This window comes from Mycolicibacterium septicum DSM 44393 (genome assembly GCF_000455325.1).
Lineage (GTDB): Bacteria > Actinomycetota > Actinomycetes > Mycobacteriales > Mycobacteriaceae > Mycobacterium > Mycobacterium septicum.
Window position 1 is genome coordinate 233,970 of record NZ_HG322952.1, and the last position, 18,762, is coordinate 252,731.

Genomic DNA, 18,762 nt, shown 5'->3' on the forward strand with positions numbered 1-18,762 from the left:
GCACCGGCTCCTGCCCCCGGGGCGGTTCCGGCAGCGGCCACGATCCCGGCGCCGGCTCCTGCGCCCGAGGCTGCGCCTGCCCCGGCCCCGGCACCCAGTCCTGAAGCTGCCCCGGCGGGCGCCGCAGCCCCCGGCTTCGGACCCAACACGCCGACCAAGCAGGACTTCATGTACCCGTCGATCAGCAACGGGTGCCTCAAGGACGGCGGAAACGTTCTGGCGACGGCAATCTCAGTGGCCGGGCCCGCCACGATCCCGCTGCCCGGCCCGCAGCCGGGCCAGACCGCCTACGTGTTCACCGCGATCGGTACCCCCGGCCCGGCCGCCGAGCAGAAGCTTCCGCTCAACGCCACGTGGGTGAACCTGACGACCGGCAAGTCCGGCAGCGTGACGCTCCAGCCGCGCTCGGACCTCAACCCCGAGGGCCCGACCACGCTGACCGCGATCGCCGACACCGGATCGGGCAGCATCATGACGACGATCTTCGGACAGGTCACGACGACCGAGATGCAGTGCCAGTTCATGCCCACCATCGGATCCACGGTGGTGCCCTGACCACACCATATGAATGGGGATACGAAATTCCCGGTCGCTTGCCTCATGGCTGGCGACCGGGAATTTTGTTACGGGCTGAAAGTCTGGGGGCCTGGAAGGGCCGTGAATCAGTAAGCCATGAAGAGGATCATTTCCCGGTCGTACTCACGGCCGGGGTGCTGCTGAGCCAGATGCGTCTGGGCCTTCTCGACCAGGTCGTCCTCGTCGGTCCCGCTGATCGCTTCGCCGCACGGGCAATTCAGGTGTGTCTTCGCCATATATTCACCTTTGCATAGGTAGCCCAGGTTTCAACCCCGAGTGTGCACACAGATCGCGATTTCACCGCGAAACACGATCTCGGCGCACGCTCGACGCAGAAATCAGCTCTTGGCCTTGGCTTCTTTGGCCGCGGCCTTCATCTGCTTCTTGTAGGTGCGCACCTTCTGCAACGACCCGGGGTCCACCACGTCGGCCACCGACATGAAGCTGCCGGCCGTGCCGTAATCCCCCGCGGCCTCACGCCAACCCGCGGGTGTCACGCCGTACTGCTTGCCCAACAGCGCCAAGAAGATTCGCGCCTTCTGGTCGCCGAATCCGGGCAGCCGCTTGAGCCGGCGGAGCACCTCTTTGCCGTCGGGGTCGCCGGCCGTCCACACGGCCGTCACGTCGCCGTCGTACTCATCGACGATCGCCCGCGCCAGCTCCTGCACCCGCTTGCCCATCGATCCCGGAAACCGGTGGATGGCAGGCGTTTGCGAAACCACCGCGATGAATTCGTCGGGGTTGTAATCGGCGATCGCGCGGGCGTCGACGTCACCGAGACGGTCGGCGATCTTCTTGGGCCCGGCGAACGCCGTCTCCATCGGGATCTGCTGGTCCAACAGCATCCCCACCAAGAGTGCGAACGGGTTGGACTCCAGCAGAGCGTCGGCCTCGGGATCTTGGACCAGCTGCAGTTTTCCCACGTCGCCAGTCTAGGACTACACACATTTTTGACGCCTGTGTCGGTGGAGTGTGCGAATGTGTACGCGATAACCGGTGGATATGCCCATTAGGAGTTGGACATGAGACGCGTCGTTGCACCTCTTTTTGCAGCGGTGGTTGCCGCGCTTGCCTTGGCCGCCACGGCCAACGCGATCCCTGATCAGGGCACGCCGGAGTTCGACAACTACATGCAGGGTCTGGACCGCAACGGATTCCACTTGAATCCCGACACCGCGTGGCGCGTCGCTCACCAGGCGTGTACGGGCAGCATCCCGGGGTACATCAGTTGGGAGTTGGCCGCACAGGGCGTGATCGGCCCCGGCGCCGAGCAGCGGGTGTACGACGTGGCCAGAAAGTACGCCTGCCCCGTTCAATAGGCGGTTTAGAGTTGGCCGCACGATGTCCGGCGAGGTTGCAGTCGCGCTGGCCCTGGCGCTGATCCTGGCGGCGGTCGCCGCCGTCGTGGTGGTGCGCACCCGAAAGGTGGTGGCCACCCCCACCGAGCGTGCCGTGCACGCCGCACTGCACACCGCGGCCCAGGCGGCCCGCGCGCTGCGCCAAGGCCTGGACACCGAATCCGCCCAGACCGCCGCGCCCTACCTGCGTGAATTGACCGGCACCGCGGGGCTGGCGCTGTTCGACGACGACGCCGCCCTGCTGGCCCGCGACCAGGACGACGACGCGATCTGGCAGTCCGACACCGTCGACGTCTGCGCCGACACCGCACGGGAGTCGATCAGCGACGGGCGCCGCGTACTGCGAACGGCGCGCTCGACGGCTGTCGTGGCCCAGCCGCTGCTGACCGAGAGCGGCGAGGTGCTCGGCGCGCTCGTCGTGCTGGCCCCGGCCAGCCCCGGCCCGGGCATGCTCGGCGCGGTCGGCGAAGTGGCGCGCTACGCGGCCAGCCAGATCGAGTTGGCCGAACTCGACGCGTCGCGCGCCCGGCTGGACCGGGCCGAGGTGCTGGCGCTGCGCGCCCAGATCAGCCCGCACTTCATCTACAACGCGCTCAACACGATTGCGTCGTTCGTCCGCACCGACCCCGACCGGGCCCGTGAACTGATCCTGGAATTCGCCGACTTCACGCGCTACTCGTTCCGCGCGGCCGGGCAGTACACCACGCTGGCCGACGAGCTGCGCAACATCGACCGCTACCTCACCCTCGAGCGGGCCCGGTTCGGCACCAACCTTCGGGTGCGGCTGCAGGTGGCACCCGAGGTACTCAACGTCGTGGTGCCGTTTCTCGCGCTACAACCGTTGGTGGAGAACGCCGTGCGGCACGGGTTGGCCGGCAGCGGCGGCGGATCGGTGGAGATCGTCGCGCGCGACGCGGGCGCCGAATGCGTCATCACCGTCGAGGACGACGGCGCTGGCATGGATCCCGAGAGGCTGCGCGCCGGGCCCGGCGACGCACTGGCCGACCGCACCGGCGAATCCGCCCACGTCGGGCTGACCAATGTCGATCATCGGCTGCGCGCGGCGTTCGGCAACGACTACGGTCTTGTGGTCGAGACAGCGGTCGGCGCGGGCACGAAAGTGGTGATGCGCGTGCCGAAGTTCCGCTCAGGAGTCCGAGTCGGCGGAGGTGCTTTCGGGTGAGTACCAACCTGACAGTGCTCGCCGTCGACGACGAGGCACCCGCACTCGACGAGCTGGCCTACCTCCTAGGCCGCCACCCCGACATCGGCGAGGTGCACACCGCGTCCGACGCCACCTCGGCACTGCGCGAACTCAACCAGCACACCATCGACGCGGTGTTCCTCGACATCAACATGCCCGGACTGTCCGGCATCGAATTGGCCGGTGTCCTGGCCAATTACACGAGCCGACCCGCCGTGGTGTTCGTGACCGCCCACGAGGACAAGGCGGTGGCCGCCTTCGACGTCGGGGCCGTCGACTATCTGCTCAAACCCATCCGGCAGGACCGCCTGGACGAGGCCGTGCGCCGGGTCGCAACGGGCATCCCGAAACCCTCGACCGAACCTGCCGGGCCCACCCAGCCCGAGGACCAGGACTGGAACGTGGTCCCCGCCGAATTGGGCGGCATCACCCACCTCGTGCCCCGCGACAGCATCGGCTGGGTCGAGGCCGAGGGCGACTACGCCCGGCTGCATTCCGCCACCGGCGCACATCTGGTGCGAATCCCGTTGAGCACCTTGGAGACCCGCTGGCGCGACCACGGATTCCAACGTATCCACCGCTCGTATCTGGTGTCGCTGCGTCAGGTCACCGGACTCCGCACGGCCGACGGTGCGGTGCTGGTTCGGTTGCGCGCCAACGGGACTTCGCCCGCGGTCGAGCTTCCGGTGAGCCGGCGCCAGGCCCGCGAACTGCGCGACCGGCTGGTCCGCGACCCGATGCGTTCCCTCAAACCCGCGGGCAACGATGAGTGACCGGCCTACTCCACAGCGTGAACGCGTGGTCCTCGCCCACCGTCGCGGCACCCGCATGGTGCGCACCCGCATCGAGGTGCAGGAACAGACCCAGGTGGGCGACGCGCTCGTGCGCGGCCTGGTTCGGACCCAGCTCGGCCTCGCGCTGCGCCTGGCCCTCGTCGTCGTCACTGTGGTGGTGGCACTGGTTTTGCTCAACTCCGCCGTCCCGGATCTGGCCGCGCTCACCGTGTTCGGGATCCGGCTGAACTGGCTGATCCTGGCCGGGGTGGTCTCCCCGCTGCTGTACGGCGTGGGACGGCTGTATGTGCGGCTGGCCGAACAGGGCGAGCGGGACTTCGTCCGGGTCGTCGACAGCGAACCATGAGCGGCGCACCGCTGACCGCCGCCGCACTGCTGGCCTCCGTGGTCGCCACCATCGCCATCGGGGCCTACGGAGTCCGGTTGTCGCGCACCACCTCCGACTTCCTGGTGGCCTCACGCAGCGTCGGAACGCAGTGGAACGCCGCAGCGATCTCGGGCGAATACCTCTCGGCTGCTTCTTTTCTCGGGGTGGCCGGGCTGATCGCGAAGTACGGGGCCGATGCGCTGTGGTATCCGGTCGGTTTCACCGCGGGGTATCTGGGCGTGTTGTTGTTCGTGGCAGCACCCCTGCGCCGCTCGGGGGCCTACACCGTGCCCGACTTCGCCGAGTTCCGGCTCGGCTCGGCCCGCCTGCGCAAGGTGGCCATGCTCGTCGTCGTGATGATCTGCCTCTTCTATCTGGCCCCGCAGTATCAGGGAGCCGGTCTCGCCCTCAAAACGCTTCTGGGCGTTCCGGTCTGGGTCGGCCCGCTGCTGGTCGCCGCGATCGTCATCACCAATGTGGTGGCCGGTGGCATGCGGTCGATCACGTTCGTGCAGGCGTTCCAGTACTGGCTCAAACTCACCGCCGTCGCCGTCCCCGCGCTGGCACTGCTCGGGTTGTTCGTCAGCGACCGCGGCGAATTGGGCGGCCCGCTGCCGCCGACCGTGCAGCAGCAGACCACCGTGCAGATCGACACCGACGTCATGGTCCAGGTGATCGACCCGGCCGGCATCACCGTGACCGGCGATCTCGACGGCCGCCACGTCGACTCAGCCAGGATCACCGCGCCCGGGCAGCACACCCTCGGCGCGGGCACCACGCTGACGCTGGCCGCAGGCGCGGCCACACCCGTGGTGGCCGGCACCCCGGGCACCGGCGGCGAGTGGATCGCCTCGGGCGGCGGCCTGGGCGGCGGACATCCGCTCTATCAGGTGTTGTCCATCATCGTCGCGACGTTCCTGGGCACCATGGGCCTGCCCCATGTACTGGTGCGCTTCTACACCAACCCCGACGGGCGGGCCGCGCGGCGCACCGCGCTCGCGGTGGTGGCACTGCTGTCGGTGTTCTACTTCTTCCCGATCCTGCTCGGGGTGTTCTCCCGGTTGTATGTCCCACAGCTGCTGATCACCGGAACCGCGGACGCCGCAGTGCTTTTGGCGCCGGGCGCCGCAGTCGGCGGAATCGGCGGCCAACTGCTGGCCGCACTCGTGGCCGCAGGTGCGATCGCGGCCTTCCTGGCCACCTCGTCGGGGCTGCTGATCAGCATCGCCGGCGCCCTGGCCACCGATGTGCTGCGCGGCCGGGTGCGCGATTTCCGGATCGCCGCAGTGGTCGGCGGGCTGATCCCGATCCCGTTGTCGCTGATGGTGTCCGGGCTGGAGTTGTCCCGCAGCGTCGGATTGGCCTTCGCGGTCGCGGCGTCCACGCTGTGCCCGCTGCTGGTGCTCGGGATCTGGTGGCGCGGCCTGACGGCTGTCGGCGCCGCGTGCGGGCTCGTGGTCGGTGGGTGCGTGTGCGGCGGCGCGGTGCTCGTGGCGATCACCGGCGGCGTGGACGATGCCGTGCTCGGCGGCTGGCCCGCGGTGATGGTGGGCTACCCGGCGGCGGTCAGTGTGCCGATCGCCTTCCTCACGATGATCATCGTCAGCCTGTTCACGCGGCCCACCCCCGGCGTCGCGCAGATCTTCGCGCGCATGCACGTGCCCGAGCGTCTCGGCCTCGGCGTCGAGCGCGTGCCCACGGGCTGACCGCCTGCCGCTCAGCCCCGGCGACCGACCGTTCAGCGCAACGATGGCCGAATTCGGCGTATCGACGGTGATACCGCTCCTGTGTGACCCACCTCTCAATTAGGTTCAGTGCCCAACCCCACGCACAGCCAACTGTCAGGAGCGCTCGGTGCCCGAAATCGACCTTCCCGAGAGGGTTGCCCCCACCGGGGAGCAGTTCCTCGCCATGCAGGCAAGTCCCGAATTCCAGGAGCTGCGATCCAGACTGCGCCGCTTCGTCTTTCCCATGACCGCGTTCTTCCTGCTCTGGTACGCCCTCTACGTCGCCCTCGGCGCGTTCGCCCACGACTTCATGGCCATCCAGGTGTTCGGCAACATCAACGTCGGTCTGCTGATCGGGTTGGGCCAGTTCCTCACCACGTTCCTGATCACCGGGCTGTACGTGCGCTTCGCCAACCGGGAACTCGACCCGCGGGCCACCGCCATCCGCGAAGAATTGGAAGGCCCCTGATGACGATCACCACCCTCGCCGCCGAGACCGTCGGCAACCCCGTCGCCAACATCGGCATCTTCAGCGTCTTCGTCGTCGTCACGATGATCGTGGTGATCAAGGCCAGTAAGCGCAACGCCACCGCCGACGAGTTCTTCACCGGTGGCCGCGGCTTCTCCGGCCCGCAGAACGGCATCGCCATCGCCGGCGACTACCTGTCGGCGGCCAGCTTCCTCGGCATCGCCGGCGCCATCGCCGTCTACGGCTATGACGGCTTCCTCTACTCCATCGGATTCCTGGTGGCCTGGCTGGTGGCCCTGCTGCTGGTGGCCGAATTGCTGCGCAACACCGGCAAATTCACCATGGCCGACGTGCTGAGCTTCCGGCTCAAGCAGCGGCCGGTGCGACTGGCCGCTGCCATCTCGACGCTGACGGTGTCGCTGTTCTACCTGCTGGCTCAGATGGCCGGGGCCGGCGGCCTGGTGGCCCTGCTGCTCGACGTCAACAGCCGGGCCGGGCAGTCGATCGTGATCGCCGTCGTCGGCATCCTGATGATCGTCTACGTTCTGGTCGGCGGCATGAAGGGCACCACGTGGGTGCAGATCATCAAGGCCGTGCTGCTGATCGCCGGCGCCGCCCTGATGACCGTGATGGTGCTGAGCAAGTTCGGACTGAACTTCTCCGAGATCCTGGGCTCGGCGCAATCGGCCATCTCCGAGGCCACCACCAAGGGCGTGTCCGGCCGCGACGTGCTGGCCCCGGGCGCGCAGTACGGCGGATCGCTCACCTCGCAGATCAACTTCATCTCGCTGGCACTGGCGTTGGTGCTCGGCACCGCGGGCCTGCCGCACGTGCTGATGCGCTTCTACACCGTGCCGACCGCGAAAGAGGCTCGGCGGTCGGTGGTCTGGGCGATCGCGCTGATCGGTGCCTTCTACCTGTTCACCCTGGTGCTCGGTTACGGGGCGGCCGCCCTGGTCGGCCCGGACCGGATCCTCGGTGCGGCCGGTGGGGTGAACTCCGCGGCCCCGCTGCTGGCGTTCGAACTCGGCGGTGTGATCCTGCTCGGGGTCATCTCCGCGGTGGCCTTCGCGACGATCCTTGCGGTCGTGGCCGGCCTGACCATCACGGCGTCGGCCTCGTTCGCCCACGACGTCTACGCCTCAGTGCTCAAGTCGCACAAAGTGACCGAGGACGAGCAGGTGCGGGTCTCGCGGATCACCGCGGTCGTGCTGGGCGTGTTCGCGATCGGGCTGGGCATCCTCGCCAACGGTCAGAACGTGGCGTTCCTGGTCGCGCTGGCATTCGCCGTGGCGGCCGCGGCCAACCTGCCGACGATCCTGTACTCGCTGTACTGGAAGCGGTTCAACACCCGCGGCGCGCTGTGGAGCATGTACGGCGGCCTGATCTCGACCATCGTGCTGATCGTGTTCTCCCCCGCCGTGTCGGGCAGCAAGACCGCGATGATCCCCGGCGCGGACTTTGCGTACTTCCCGCTGGCCAATCCGGGCATCGTGTCCATTCCGCTGGCATTCGCGCTCGGCATCATCGGCACGCTGACCTCGCGAGACACCGGGGACCCCGCGCTCAACGCCGAGATGGAAGTGCGTTCGCTGACCGGGGTGGGCGCCGAGAAGGCGGTCGCGCACTAGGCGGGCACCAGGGCAAGGAAGCTCGAGCGCCCCCGGGACGTTTCAATGGCACATGCCAAACTTCCGGGGGCGCTTCTCGTTCGCCCTCCTCGCCTATGCGTTCCTGGCCATCATGCTGGGCACCACATTGCCCACGCCGATGTACGCGCTCTACGCCGACCGGATGCATTTCGCGGTGCTGACCACCACGGTCATCTACGCCACGTACGCCGGCGGCGTGCTCTTCGCGCTGCTGGTGTTCGGCCGCTGGTCCGATGCGGTCGGCCGGCGGCCCATACTGCTGGCCAGCGTCGTGGCCGCCCTTGCCAGTGCCGGGGTTTTCCTGGTCGCCGACTCGGTACCGGTGCTGCTGATCGGGCGAGTGCTGTCCGGCATATCGGCGGGATTGTTCACCGGCTCGGGTACCGCCGCAGTGATCGAGGCGGCCCCGCCCGCATGGCGGTCGCGCGCCGCCGCGGTCGCCACCGTCGCCAACATCGGTGGCCTCGGCGCCGGGCCGCTGCTGGCGGGTCTGTTGGTGGAGTACGCCCCCGAGCCGCTGCTCCTGCCGTTCATCGTGCACATCGTGCTAGCCGTCCTGGCCGGCATCGCGGTGCTGATCGTCCCGGAAACCTCCAGCCGGGCCGGGGGCATCGGACTGCAGCGGCTGTCGGTGCCCATCGAGGTCCGCAGGGTCTTCATCATCGCGGCGCTTGCCGCATTCGCCGGATTCACGGTCACCGGCCTGTACACGGCGGTGGCGCCGTCGTTCCTGTCCAACGTCATCGGCATCACCAACCACGCGGTGGCGGGCGCGATGGCCTTCTCGATCTTCGCGGCGTCGGCGGTGGCGCAGATCTTCGCGACCCGGATTCCGCCCCAGCGGGCAGTGGCGGTCGGTTGCGCGATCCTAGTCTTCGGCATGATCATTCTGGCTGTGGCGCTGGCCTTCTCGTCTTTGCCGGGCTTGATCGCGGCCGCGGTGGTGTCCGGCGCGGGGCAGGGCATCAGCTTCAGCCGCGGACTTGCCGCCGTCGCCGAGCAGACGCCCGCCGGACGCCGTGCCGAGGTCAGTTCGACGTACTTCGTCGTGGCCTACGTGGCCCTGTCGATACCCGTGGTCGGCGTCGGATTCGCCGCCCAGGACTGGGGGCTGCGCACCGCCGGCATCACCTTCGCGATCGCGGTCGCGGTGCTCGCGGCGGCCTGCCTGGCGGCCATCCTGGTCGAGGAGGTCCGGCAAAACCGGAGCGCCGAGGCGAAGTTGAGTGCTTCTACTTAGGGACTACGCGGCCGCGGGGCCATAGCGTTCTAGCCATGACCGTTGCTGCTGACACAGCTGCCGAGAAAGCCCCCGCGAAGGGGCTGTTCCCGTCCCCCGCCGAGATCGAGGCCCAGACCCCCGCTGACCGGGACCGGGCCATCGACGTCATCCGCATCGTCTCGCTGATCGGTGTGGTGTTCGGGCACACCGTCATGGCCACCAGCACGATCCGCGACGACGTGTTCATCTGGAGCAACCTGCTCACGGAATCCACCGTGTTCCAGGCGCTGACCTGGGTGTTTCAGATCATGCCGCTGTTCTTCTTCGCCGGGGTCGCCGCATCTGTGCAGTCCTGGCGGCCGGGCTCTTCGTGGGGTGGCTGGCTGCTGAAGCGATGCACCCGGCTGTACCGCCCGGTGTTCTTCTACCTGGCCTTCTGGACCGTGACCCTGGCGGTGTTGCGGTTCGTGCTGCCCGAACACGTCTACGAGCCCATCGCCGGGATCTCCATCCAGCTGTTGTGGTTCCTCGGCGCGTATGTCCTGGTGTTGGCAGCGGTGCCACTCCTCGCCCGCATCATCACGACCGCGCAGGTGGCCGCCGGGGTCATCGGCACCTACGCATTCATCGCGGCGATCGACGCAATCCGGATCAACATGGACGGCTACGCCTCGCTGGGCTACCTCAACACCGTGGTCTGGTTGATTCCCGGCGTGTTCGGTGTCGCCTACCGTCGGAACCTGCTGTCCAGTGGCGCCGCGCTCAAGATCGGGATCGGCATGCTCGGGCTGAACCTCGCGCTGCTGTACTTCGGCCCCTACGAGCTGAGCCTGGTCGGCATCGAGACCCAGCATCTGAAGAACATGACGCCGCCGTCACTGTTGCTGGCCGGTCACGCAATCATGATGTGCGCGTTCGCGATTGCCGCGGCACCTGCGATCAACCGGTGGGCGCAGCGGCCGCGGGTGTGGTGGCTGACCGCGATCGGGAACTCCGGCGCGATGACGCTGTACCTGTGGCACATGCCGCTGCTGCTGGGCCTGCACCTGGTGTTCGACTACCTGGGCCTGGACCGTTATGACCCGTCGGCCCCCGGCTTCGTCGCCCTGTCGGTGCTGCAGCTGGCGTTGATGGCCTGCCTCGTCGCGATGGCGTTCGTCGCGCTGCGGCCGCTGGAGAACAACCCGCTGCCGCTGTGGGACGGGGGCGCCGTGGCCGGCCCGGGAATCCGCAGCGCCGCCGTGGGCTGGCTGCTGTGCGTGGCCGGCGCGGCCACGCTGACCTCGGTGGCCTGGGGTCTGAAGGATCAGGGTGTGTACTGCGTGGCCGTCATGCTCGCCGTGCTCGTCGCGGCCCGGGCACTGGCCACCAAATAACGCATCGAGCCTGCGCACAATGCACCGAGTCTGCGTACAGATCGCGATTCTGCGGAATTTCGCGATCTGTGCGCAGACTCGGCGTCATGCGTTACAGGTCAGGGACTATCCGCTCTTACGGCGGAACTCGCGGCGGTTCTCCACCGGGCCGTGCGCCCGGGGCTGGTTGCGGCCGCCGTCCTTGTGCGCAGCACCCCCGGCCGACTGCGCCTTCTTGCGCTCCAGGGCCTCCCGGAATTTGCGCTTGTTGTCGTCTTCCGGTTTGTCGTCAGCCATACGCCGCAGCGTAGCGTGATTTCGACACCACAGTCACGCGCTTTAGCGCCGACCCGGGGGCATCCCGTACACGTGGGTGATCGGAAGAGTCAGCAACACACGGCGATCATCGACCATGGCGCGCCGGTAATCGTCCCAATCCGGATGTTCACCGGCGATGTTGCGGTACAACGCAATAAGCCCCTCGACTGTGTCGTCGTCGGGCGCGGCGGCCGGTGGGGTCAGGATGGCATCCCCTTCGGCAACCGCATAGGACCAACCGTCGTCGGAGCTCACATGGATGGACGCACGCGGATCCCGCCGCAGATTGCGGGTCTTGGCCCGCGGTTCGGTGATCGACACCTGGATCTGCACCGCACGCGGATCGAAGTAGTAGGAGACATTGGACAGCTGCGGACGACCGTCCTGCTTGATCGTCGCGAGAACTCCCATCGAGTTGCCGGCGATCAAGGCCAGAAGCTTGTCGTCGAAAACCTGGCGCCCCATGAGTTGAGCGTACGTCTTTACCATCGGTTCGATGAGCGTGATTGACGGCAACACCCTCGACGGCGTCTCGACAACCACGTTGTGGACCCTGAGCAATCGCGGCACCGAGGCCAAACGTTCCGACGGCGTGATCCGCGACCCGTGGGCCGTGGCGCTGCTGGACTCGATCGACTTCGACTACGGCAAGTTCGGCAGACCGATGCAGGCCCATGCCCTGCGGGCCCGCACATTCGACATCGAGACCCGCGACTACCTCTCGACACATCCGAAGGCCGCCGTGGTGGCACTGGCCGAGGGGTTGCAGACCAGCTTCTGGCGGCTCGATCAGGCCGGGGTTGCCGACGAATTGACCTGGTATTCAGTCGATCTACCGCCGGTCATGGCGATCCGGGACCACCTGCTGCCCTCCGATGACCGCATCGTGGCGCTGGCCCAGTCCGCGCTCGACCGCAGCTGGATGGACCGGGTCGACGCGGGCGACGGCGTGTTCATCACCGCCGAGGGGCTGTTGATGTACCTGGAACCCGACGATGTGCGCAGCCTGATCGCCGACTGTGCGGCGCGGTTCCCCGGCGGCCGGATGATGTTCGACTCGATCCCGCATTGGGCGAGCCGACGCACCATCAAGGGTCTGCACCTGTCCGGCCGCTATGTCGCGCCACCGATGCCGTTCGCCCTCACCGCCGACGAGGGCCTGGCCATGGCCGGGACGGGCCCGGGCGCCATCGCCGGTGTGCGGTCGGCCCGCGACGTCGCGATGCAGCCGGGACGCGGGCTGTTCAAGCTGGCCGCCGAGCCGTGGCTGGACCGGATCGGGCCGATCCACCGCAGCAGGCCGAGCATCACGGTGCTGGACTTCTGACCGGCCGGGACGATATGGCTCTACTGAACCGCCGCCTGCTGACGGCGCTCGCCACGATGCTGATCATCGCGGTCACGCCGTCGTGCGGGACGCAGACGAGAACCACCGAGATCGCGGTGGTGCCCGAAGTGCTGACCCTGCGCACGGTGACCGTGACCCGGTTCCAGTACCTGTCCGACGGGCACGCGGGCGGCCGATACCCCGACCAGAACTGGGCCGATCTGTACCTGCCGTCCGGAGCACAGGCGTTCAACTCGCTCCCGCTGGTGGTGCTCATCCACGGCGGAGGGTGGAAGAGCACGATGGGTGCCGGCGTGTTCGACGGCTTGGCCCGCGAACTCGCCCGCCACGGCATGGCCGTCTACAACATCGAGTACCGCCGGGTCGGTTCCGGCGGTGGGTGGCCGACCACGTTCGACGATGTGGCTCGCGCCATGGACTACGTCGCCGAGGTGAACCTGCGGTACCCGCAGCTGGCCGTCGACGATGCGCTGGTCGTCGGCCACAGTGCGGGAGCTCAGCTGGCGGTGTGGGCCAGCACCCGGCACGACCTGCGCGATGGCGAGGTCGGATCCCGGCCCCGTTTCCGGCCGACCCGGGTCATCTCACTGGCCGGTCCGCTCGACATGGTGTACGCCGCCAACCATGGCGACAAGCACATCGCCGCGGTGCTCGGCGGCCGCCCCGCCGAGGTGCCGCAGAGGTACGCCTCGGTGGACCCGATCCAGAACCTCGACCCCAGGGTTCCGGTGATCGCGGTCCACGGAACTCTCGACACCGTTGTGGCACCGGCCAATTCGCAACGTTACGTCGCAGCGCTCAAGAAACGCGGCGGCCGGGCCAGTGTCGAGCTGCTCCCCGGCGAAAACCACACGTCGATCATGTCGCCGCGCTCCCCCGCCTTCCGCCGCGTGCTGCACCTCATCACCGCGACCTCGGGGGCCGATCTCGACCAGCTGCCGGTGAAGTGACCATTACGCTGGACCTGTGACCCGCTACATCGCGTTCTTGCGAGGCGTCAACGTCGGAGGCGTCAACCTCAAGATGGCCGAGGTGGCGAAGGCCATGGAGGCGGCCGGGTTCACCGAGGTTCGAACGATACTGGCAAGTGGAAATGTCCTGCTGGACAGTACTTCCGGTGCCGCGAAGGTCCGCAGCACGGCTGAGCGCGCGCTGCGGGACACCTTCGGCTACGAGGCATGGGTGCTGGTGTACGACGTGGCCACCCTGCAGAAGATCTCCGAGGGATACCCCTTCGAACGGGAGGTCGCCGACCACCACTCCTACGTCACGTTCGTCAGTGACGCCGAGTTGCTCGACGAGCTCGCGGCCCTGTCCCCGGGCGACGGCGAGAAGGTGCAACGCGGTGACGGCGTGCTCTATTGGCAGGTGCCCAGGGCCACCACGCTGGACAGTGCGATCGGCAAGACCATGGGCAAGAAGCGTTACAAATCCTCGACGACGACGAGGAATCTGCGCACGCTGGACAAGGTGCTGCGCTGACGCGTCACCCCTGCGCTCGTCGCAGCCACCCCAATCCCTCACTGGTGCCCGCAGCCGGGCGGTACTCACAGCCGATCCAGCCGTCGAAGCCGGTCTCGTCGATGACCGCCAGCAGGTAGTCGATCGCCAGCTCGCCGCTGTCCGGCTCGTGCCGGTCGGGAACTCCGGCGATCTGCAGATGGCCCACCCGGCCGGTCGGAATGTCCGTCCGCAGCCGGACGGTCACGTCACCCTCGGTGATCTGGCAGTGGTAGAGGTCCAGCTGCACCTTGAGGTTCGGTGCCCCGATCTGACCCACGATGTGGTGTGCCTCGTCCTGAAGGCTCAGCAGGTAGCCCGGCATGTCGCGCTGGTTGATCGGTTCGATCAGCACGTCGACGCCGGAGCCGCCGGCCTGCCCGGCAGCCCAGGCCAGGTTGCCGCGGTACACCGCCAGCCGCTCCTCACGATCAGACCCGGCCGGAGCCAGGCCCGCCATCACGTGCACCCGCGGGCAGTCCAGGGTCTCGGCATAATCCAGCGCGCGGCGGAACCCGTCGCGGAACTCGGCTTCGCGGCCGGGAATCGATGCGACACCGCGTTCACCGGCCTCGAAATCTCCGGGCGGCGCGTTGAACAGGACCTGACGCAGGCCGTTGGCGTCGAGCCGCCCGCGCAGTTGCTCGGCCGGGTAGGCATACGGAAACAGGTACTCCACGGCCGTGAACCCGTCGGCCGCCGCGGCGGCGAACCGGTCGAGAAACGCGTGCTCGACGTACATCATCGAGAGGTTGGCCGCAAAGCGTGGCACGGCAGGACTCCTTCCAGCTGAGCTGATCGCGGTTGACGCCATCTTTGCGCGTGGTGTCCACGGCATTGGCACCACCCGGCAGAACGCGGGTACATTCGCGCCAATGACGGGTACCTCAGGCAAGGTGAGTGGCAGCGCCCTCACCGGAGTTTCCGAGACGGCACTGATGACCCTGCAGGTGCGCGCTCACGAAGCGCGCCGCCCCGACGGTCTGATCGACGATCCCATGGCGGTGCAGCTCGTCGACTCGATCGATTTCGACTTCGCCAAGTTCGGCTACACCCGCCGCCAGGACATGGCCCTGCGGTCGCTGCTGTTCGACCGGGTGACCAGCGACTACCTGCGGGACCATCCGAAGGCCACCGTGGTGGCGCTGGCCGAAGGACTGCAGACCAGCTTCTACCGGCTCGACGCCGCCGGGCTGGGACATGAATTCCGTTGGCTGTCAGTCGATCTGGAACCGATGATCGAGCTTCGCAACAAGCTGCTGCCAAAGCCCGACCGGGTCACCCAGTGCGCGCAGTCGGCACTGGACTTCAGCTGGATGGACCATGTCGACACCACCGACGGAGTCTTCATCACCGCAGAGGGCCTGCTGATGTATCTGCAGCCCGAGGAGGCCATGTCGGTGATTCGCGCGTGCGCGCAACGCTTTCCGGGCGGGCAGATGATGTTCGACCTGCCGCCGGCGTTCTTCGCCTTCCTGACCCGCAAGGGGACGCCGACCTCGATGCGATATCGGGTGCCGCCCATGCCGTTCAGTCTGTCCCCCGCCGAGCTGGCCGATCTGGTGAACACCGTGCCCGGTGTGCGGGCGGTGCGCGACCTGCCGATGCCGCCGGGCCGCGGCGCGGTCCTCAACGCGGTGGTGAAATGGCAGCATCTGCCGATCTTCGACCGGGTACGCCCGGTGGTGGGGCTGCTGGAGTTCGGCTGACGGCTACTGCGCCCACACGTCCTCGACATAGCGATCCGAACCCACCAGGTCGGTGAGCCACTGCGAGGCGGCGTCGTCATCGGCCCCGGTGTAGCGACGGTAGACATCCCGGAACGCTCCGCGCACCGCGGGAGCCATCCGGGCTCCGTCGCCACAGATGTACACGTGGGCATCCATGTCCGGGTCGCCCAGCATCGCCCAGACCTCTTCGGCATCCGCGGTGATCCGATCCTGGACATACCGGATCTCGTCTTCGGGCCGCCGCGAGAAGGCCGGGCGCATCCGCACCACGCCCGCGCGTTCGGCTGCCTCGAATTCGTCGCGGAACAGGTAGTCGACATCCGGGTGACGCACCCCGAAGAAGCACAATGCCGATGTGAAAGGCTCGCCCGCGGCCTGCGCCGCCAGCCGGTCCCCGATGAATCCCCGGAACGGGGCGACCCCGGTCCCGGCGCCGACCAGGATGACGTTCTTCGCCGGCTCGGCCCCGGCACGAAACGCCCGGCGCGCGGTATCGACTCGCATCCGAATCTGTTGTCCTGGTACCGCATCGGCGAGATAGCTCGATGACACCCCGCGGAAGACGCCGTATCCGGAACGTGCCGGACCCTCCAGAACGCTGACCACCAGTTCGACCTCACGCGGCACCCGGCGTGCCGAGGACGCGATGGAGTAATGCCGGGGCGCCATCGGCTCGAACAACTCCAGCAGTTCGGCGCGCGACAGTTCGGTGGCCGGGAACTCGGCCAGGCATTCGGTGACGCTGAGCGCGCGGACCTCGGGATCCTCGGCGAGTTCGGTCAGTGCCGCCCGCTCGGGAGAGCACGGGTTGGCCGCGGCCAACCGCAACAGCTGACTTCGACTGGCGGGCTTGCGGAGCTCGATGAAATGGGTGAGCAGTTCCCGGACGCTGACCTCGCGGTCGATGGCGATGGCCCGGCGCGTGCTGCGCCGCGGATTGACCGAGATCCGGCGGTCCAGCCGCAGCTCCAACAATTCGGCGACCTCGTCCACGACCTCGGGGCTGTTGTCGGGCAGGACCGTGAGGTGATCACCGGTCTGGTATCCGAGGTCATCGGGAAGCGCTACCCGAATGAGCCGCTTGGCATTTCCCATGTCCCGGTTGTCGACCAGCGCCACGTTGTCCAGCACCGTCGCGGGTTGGACCTCGAAACGCGCATCGATCGCCGACGTCACCGGACCGTCGATGGCGCGCAGTTCGTAAAGGAGTTCGTCGGTGGTGTCGGCAGGCAGCTGTGCACCGTCGGTCGGGGCGAGGGCGTCCCACAGGGCGGCGGAGAAGTCTTCCACCGTCCCGGCGAAATCCCCTGACGTGTCGGCTTCGCCGCGCGGAATCACCGGTGGGCCAACCAGTTCCGAGAGCCGCTGATCGATGCGTTTGGGGATGGTCTGGTAGGTCTCGGCCCAGTTCCGGTCGCCGACACCGAGTATGGCGTACGGGATGGCCGGTTGCGCTTGTGTGCCCGGATCGTCCAGCCATTCGACGAAGTGGCGCGCATCGTCGGTGGGTTGCCCGTTGTACGACGCGGCGATCACCACCAGCGCCCCTTCCGCGGGCAGTGCGCCCGCCGCCGTGTCGAGGGCAGCCACGGTGGTCTGATAACCCAGGTCGGTGGCTTCGTCGGCCAGCTGCTGTGCCAGTGCGCGGCAGTTGCCCAGGTTGGAGCCGTGCAGCACAGTCACTTTCGAACCGGGCGCGGCCACCGCGCGCGGCCTCGCCGCCGACGCCGCCTCGGGGGCCGCCGCCGCGGTGTGCCGACGGTCCGCGGGTGCCCGGCGCACCAGGTCGAGATGGAATCCGACCGGTTTGCGCAGCAGATCGCTGTGGGTGCGGAGCTGGTAGTGCTCGACGTCCAGGAAGCGGTACCGGTGCACCAGGGTGGCCAGCGCCATGGTCGCCTCGTGGAGGGCGAACTGACGGCCGATGCAGGACCGCGCCCCGGTGCCGAACGGTTTGAACAGGTTGACCGGACGTCCGGCGGACTGCTCGGCCCCGAACCGGTCCGGGTCGAAGATGTCGACGTTGTCACCCCACTCGGGCTGCCGGTGCAGGGCCGACGTCGTCACCGTGACGACCTCGCCCTTCGCCACCGGATACCGGCCTCCGATCACGGTGTCCGCCAACGCCATCCGGTCGAACTCGCGGACCGGCGGGGACAGACGCAGCGTCTCGTCGACGATCTGGCGGACGTAGGTGAGCTTGCCGATCTCGTCGAATGCGGGCACGTGGTCGTCGTCCGGTCCGAACACCGTGTCCACCTCCAGGCACGCCCGGTGCAGCACCGCAGGGTTCTTGACGATGCTGTACAGCGCGGTCGGCATCAGGGTCGAGGTGGTGTCCTGGCCGGCGATCAGAAAGGTCAGGATCTGGTTGCGGATGCTGTCGTGTCCGAGACGGGGCGTGCCGTCGGCGCCCGGTTCGAGCATCAGCGCGAGCAGGTCGTCCAGATCGACCGCACCCGCGCGGTGCCCGGCGATCAACTCGTCGATGAAGGCGAACAGCTTGTCGCGCTCGGCGGCGAAGACCGCCCGGTCGCCACCGCCCGGGGACATGATCTGCGCCAGCGCAGCCGCGAAGCTGGCCGGGATGTCGGCCAGCCCGTCCTGGTGATAGGAGTCGAACCGCGCACCGAACCCGGCCAGACCCACGGTGTCCATGGCCAGCTTCGCCAGATCCCCCGCGACATCAACCGAGCTCTTCCCGACCGCGTCATCCCACAACGCGATGAGCTGGCGGTTGATGTCGAGCATGGCCGGGTGGTAGCTGCGCAGCCCGCTGAAGCTGAACCCCGGCATCAGGACGTCATGGGCCTGCTGCCAACCGTTTTCGCCGGGATACGACGTGAACAGGCCATTGCCGACCAGCGTCCGGAAGCGGTCCAGCCGGACCGTGATGCCTTTGGTGAAGCGTGTCTCGTCGCACAGTTCGTCGACCAGCGACAGGGAGCACGCATACAGCCGCCGGCTGCCGGTGAAGTCGGCGTAGAACAGGGGTCCGTACTGTTCGGCGAGCACGTCGGCGGGGAGCGCGTAGGGACGGCCCGCAACCGGCCCCGGCGGTAGGTCCAGACCCACCGCCGAGGGGACATCGTCGATGTCCGGTGGCAGCGCCGGTGAGAACGTCTCCATGAGCGCGAGCTTA

Annotated in this window: 20 protein-coding genes; 14 read left to right on the forward strand and 6 right to left on the reverse strand. The window is 67.9% G+C overall.

Annotated features, from left to right (window positions below):
* Nucleotides 1–555: Rv1157c family protein (locus TX88_RS21025; RefSeq protein WP_044519853.1), on the forward strand; the 555-nt coding region annotated here is incomplete at its 5' end.
* A gap of 107 nt (nt 556–662) precedes the next feature.
* Here the strand turns inward: TX88_RS21025 and TX88_RS33445 are convergent.
* A complete protein-coding gene (locus tag TX88_RS33445) occupies nt 663–812 on the reverse strand; it encodes a DUF1059 domain-containing protein (protein WP_084622040.1) in 150 nt (49 codons plus the stop codon).
* Between the two features lie 102 nt (nt 813–914).
* Nucleotides 915–1,499, reverse strand: a complete 585-nt coding sequence (locus tag TX88_RS21030; protein ID WP_044519854.1) for an HhH-GPD-type base excision DNA repair protein — start codon at nt 1,497–1,499, stop codon at nt 915–917.
* 99 nt (nt 1,500–1,598) lie between these two features.
* Between TX88_RS21030 and TX88_RS21035 the strand changes: the two genes are divergently transcribed.
* From TX88_RS21035 to TX88_RS21075, 9 genes are all read left to right on the forward strand, one after another.
* A complete protein-coding gene (locus TX88_RS21035; RefSeq protein ID WP_110918118.1) occupies nt 1,599–1,895 on the forward strand; it encodes a DUF732 domain-containing protein in 297 nt (98 codons plus the stop codon).
* 22 nt (nt 1,896–1,917) lie between these two features.
* Nucleotides 1,918–3,117: a sensor histidine kinase gene (locus TX88_RS21040; protein WP_044519856.1), complete on the forward strand. Its 1,200-nt coding sequence runs from the start codon at nt 1,918–1,920 to the stop codon at nt 3,115–3,117.
* Complete coding sequence (locus TX88_RS21045; RefSeq protein WP_044519857.1) at nt 3,114–3,911, forward strand: LytR/AlgR family response regulator transcription factor; 798 nt, start codon at nt 3,114–3,116, stop codon at nt 3,909–3,911. The genes TX88_RS21040 and TX88_RS21045 overlap by 4 nt, the downstream gene beginning before the upstream one ends.
* Before the next feature lie 55 nt (nt 3,912–3,966).
* On the forward strand, nt 3,967–4,278 hold the full coding sequence (locus tag TX88_RS21050) for a hypothetical protein (protein ID WP_110918173.1): 312 nt from the start codon (nt 3,967–3,969) through the stop codon (nt 4,276–4,278).
* Nucleotides 4,275–6,005, forward strand: coding sequence for a sodium/solute symporter (locus tag TX88_RS21055; protein ID WP_044519860.1), 1,731 nt, complete (start codon nt 4,275–4,277; stop codon nt 6,003–6,005). Before TX88_RS21050 ends, TX88_RS21055 begins: the two co-directional genes overlap by 4 nt.
* A gap of 148 nt (nt 6,006–6,153) precedes the next feature.
* Entirely contained in the window at nt 6,154–6,495 is a 342-nt protein-coding gene (locus TX88_RS21060) for a DUF485 domain-containing protein (RefSeq protein WP_044519863.1), read from the forward strand.
* Nucleotides 6,495–8,126 (forward strand): monocarboxylic acid transporter, encoded by a 1,632-nt coding sequence (locus tag TX88_RS21065; RefSeq protein WP_044519864.1) that lies wholly within the window; start codon nt 6,495–6,497, stop codon nt 8,124–8,126. The genes TX88_RS21060 and TX88_RS21065 overlap by 1 nt, the downstream gene beginning before the upstream one ends.
* Before the next feature lie 52 nt (nt 8,127–8,178).
* Entirely contained in the window at nt 8,179–9,387 is a 1,209-nt protein-coding gene (locus TX88_RS21070) for an MFS transporter (protein WP_044519866.1), read from the forward strand.
* 35 nt (nt 9,388–9,422) lie between these two features.
* Nucleotides 9,423–10,745, forward strand: a complete 1,323-nt coding sequence (locus TX88_RS21075) for an acyltransferase family protein (RefSeq protein WP_044519867.1) — start codon at nt 9,423–9,425, stop codon at nt 10,743–10,745.
* A gap of 105 nt (nt 10,746–10,850) precedes the next feature.
* Here the strand turns inward: TX88_RS21075 and TX88_RS33910 are convergent, their stop codons facing one another.
* Nucleotides 10,851–11,021 (reverse strand): DUF5302 domain-containing protein, encoded by a 171-nt coding sequence (locus TX88_RS33910; RefSeq protein WP_090428085.1) that lies wholly within the window; start codon nt 11,019–11,021, stop codon nt 10,851–10,853.
* A 42-nt stretch (nt 11,022–11,063) separates the two neighbouring features.
* Nucleotides 11,064–11,507 carry a PPOX class F420-dependent oxidoreductase gene (locus tag TX88_RS21080; protein WP_044519868.1) on the reverse strand — a complete coding sequence of 148 codons (444 nt, stop codon included), beginning with the start codon at nt 11,505–11,507 and terminating at the stop codon, nt 11,064–11,066.
* 31 nt (nt 11,508–11,538) lie between these two features.
* Here TX88_RS21080 and TX88_RS21085 point away from each other — a divergent pair, with 31 nt between their 5' ends.
* The 3 genes from TX88_RS21085 to TX88_RS21095 are packed head-to-tail and all read left to right on the forward strand — an operon-like array spanning nt 11,539 to nt 13,872.
* Nucleotides 11,539–12,369, forward strand: coding sequence for a class I SAM-dependent methyltransferase (locus tag TX88_RS21085; protein WP_044519869.1), 831 nt, complete (start codon nt 11,539–11,541; stop codon nt 12,367–12,369).
* 14 nt (nt 12,370–12,383) lie between these two features.
* On the forward strand, nt 12,384–13,340 hold the full coding sequence (locus tag TX88_RS21090) for an alpha/beta hydrolase family protein (protein ID WP_084622042.1): 957 nt from the start codon (nt 12,384–12,386) through the stop codon (nt 13,338–13,340).
* A 16-nt stretch (nt 13,341–13,356) separates the two neighbouring features.
* Nucleotides 13,357–13,872 (forward strand): DUF1697 domain-containing protein, encoded by a 516-nt coding sequence (locus TX88_RS21095; protein WP_044519870.1) that lies wholly within the window; start codon nt 13,357–13,359, stop codon nt 13,870–13,872.
* Nucleotides 13,873–13,876: 4 nt separating this feature from the next.
* Here the strand turns inward: TX88_RS21095 and otnI are convergent, their stop codons facing one another.
* Nucleotides 13,877–14,662: a 2-oxo-tetronate isomerase gene (otnI, locus tag TX88_RS21100; RefSeq protein WP_044519871.1), complete on the reverse strand. Its 786-nt coding sequence runs from the start codon at nt 14,660–14,662 to the stop codon at nt 13,877–13,879.
* Nucleotides 14,663–14,765: 103 nt separating this feature from the next.
* Here otnI and TX88_RS21105 point away from each other — a divergent pair, with 103 nt between their 5' ends.
* A complete protein-coding gene (locus TX88_RS21105; protein WP_044519872.1) occupies nt 14,766–15,599 on the forward strand; it encodes a class I SAM-dependent methyltransferase in 834 nt (277 codons plus the stop codon).
* 3 nt (nt 15,600–15,602) lie between these two features.
* Here the strand turns inward: TX88_RS21105 and TX88_RS21110 are convergent, their stop codons facing one another.
* A complete protein-coding gene (locus tag TX88_RS21110; protein WP_044521527.1) occupies nt 15,603–18,749 on the reverse strand; it encodes a bifunctional cytochrome P450/NADPH--P450 reductase in 3,147 nt (1,048 codons plus the stop codon).
* Between the last annotated feature and the right edge of the window lie 13 nt (nt 18,750–18,762).

Bases quoted from the DNA above. Each gene is read 5' to 3' on its own strand.
- TX88_RS33445 (WP_084622040.1), bottom strand. From the start codon at position 812: ATGGCGAAGACACACCTGAATTGCCCGTGCGGCGAAGCGATCAGCGGG.
- TX88_RS21035 (WP_110918118.1), top strand. From the start codon at position 1,599: ATGAGACGCGTCGTTGCACCTCTTTTTGCAGCGGTGGTTGCCGCGCTT.
- TX88_RS21040 (WP_044519856.1), top strand. From the start codon at position 1,918: ATGTCCGGCGAGGTTGCAGTCGCGCTGGCCCTGGCGCTGATCCTGGCG.
- TX88_RS21050 (WP_110918173.1), top strand. From the start codon at position 3,967: ATGGTGCGCACCCGCATCGAGGTGCAGGAACAGACCCAGGTGGGCGAC.
- TX88_RS21055 (WP_044519860.1), top strand. From the start codon at position 4,275: ATGAGCGGCGCACCGCTGACCGCCGCCGCACTGCTGGCCTCCGTGGTC.
- TX88_RS21065 (WP_044519864.1), top strand. From the start codon at position 6,495: ATGACGATCACCACCCTCGCCGCCGAGACCGTCGGCAACCCCGTCGCC.
- TX88_RS21070 (WP_044519866.1), top strand. From the start codon at position 8,179: ATGCCAAACTTCCGGGGGCGCTTCTCGTTCGCCCTCCTCGCCTATGCG.
- TX88_RS21075 (WP_044519867.1), top strand. From the start codon at position 9,423: ATGACCGTTGCTGCTGACACAGCTGCCGAGAAAGCCCCCGCGAAGGGG.
- TX88_RS33910 (WP_090428085.1), bottom strand. From the start codon at position 11,021: ATGGCTGACGACAAACCGGAAGACGACAACAAGCGCAAATTCCGGGAG.
- TX88_RS21080 (WP_044519868.1), bottom strand. From the start codon at position 11,507: ATGGGGCGCCAGGTTTTCGACGACAAGCTTCTGGCCTTGATCGCCGGC.
- TX88_RS21085 (WP_044519869.1), top strand. From the start codon at position 11,539: ATGAGCGTGATTGACGGCAACACCCTCGACGGCGTCTCGACAACCACG.
- TX88_RS21090 (WP_084622042.1), top strand. From the start codon at position 12,384: ATGGCTCTACTGAACCGCCGCCTGCTGACGGCGCTCGCCACGATGCTG.
- TX88_RS21105 (WP_044519872.1), top strand. From the start codon at position 14,766: ATGACGGGTACCTCAGGCAAGGTGAGTGGCAGCGCCCTCACCGGAGTT.
- TX88_RS21110 (WP_044521527.1), bottom strand. From the start codon at position 18,749: ATGGAGACGTTCTCACCGGCGCTGCCACCGGACATCGACGATGTCCCC.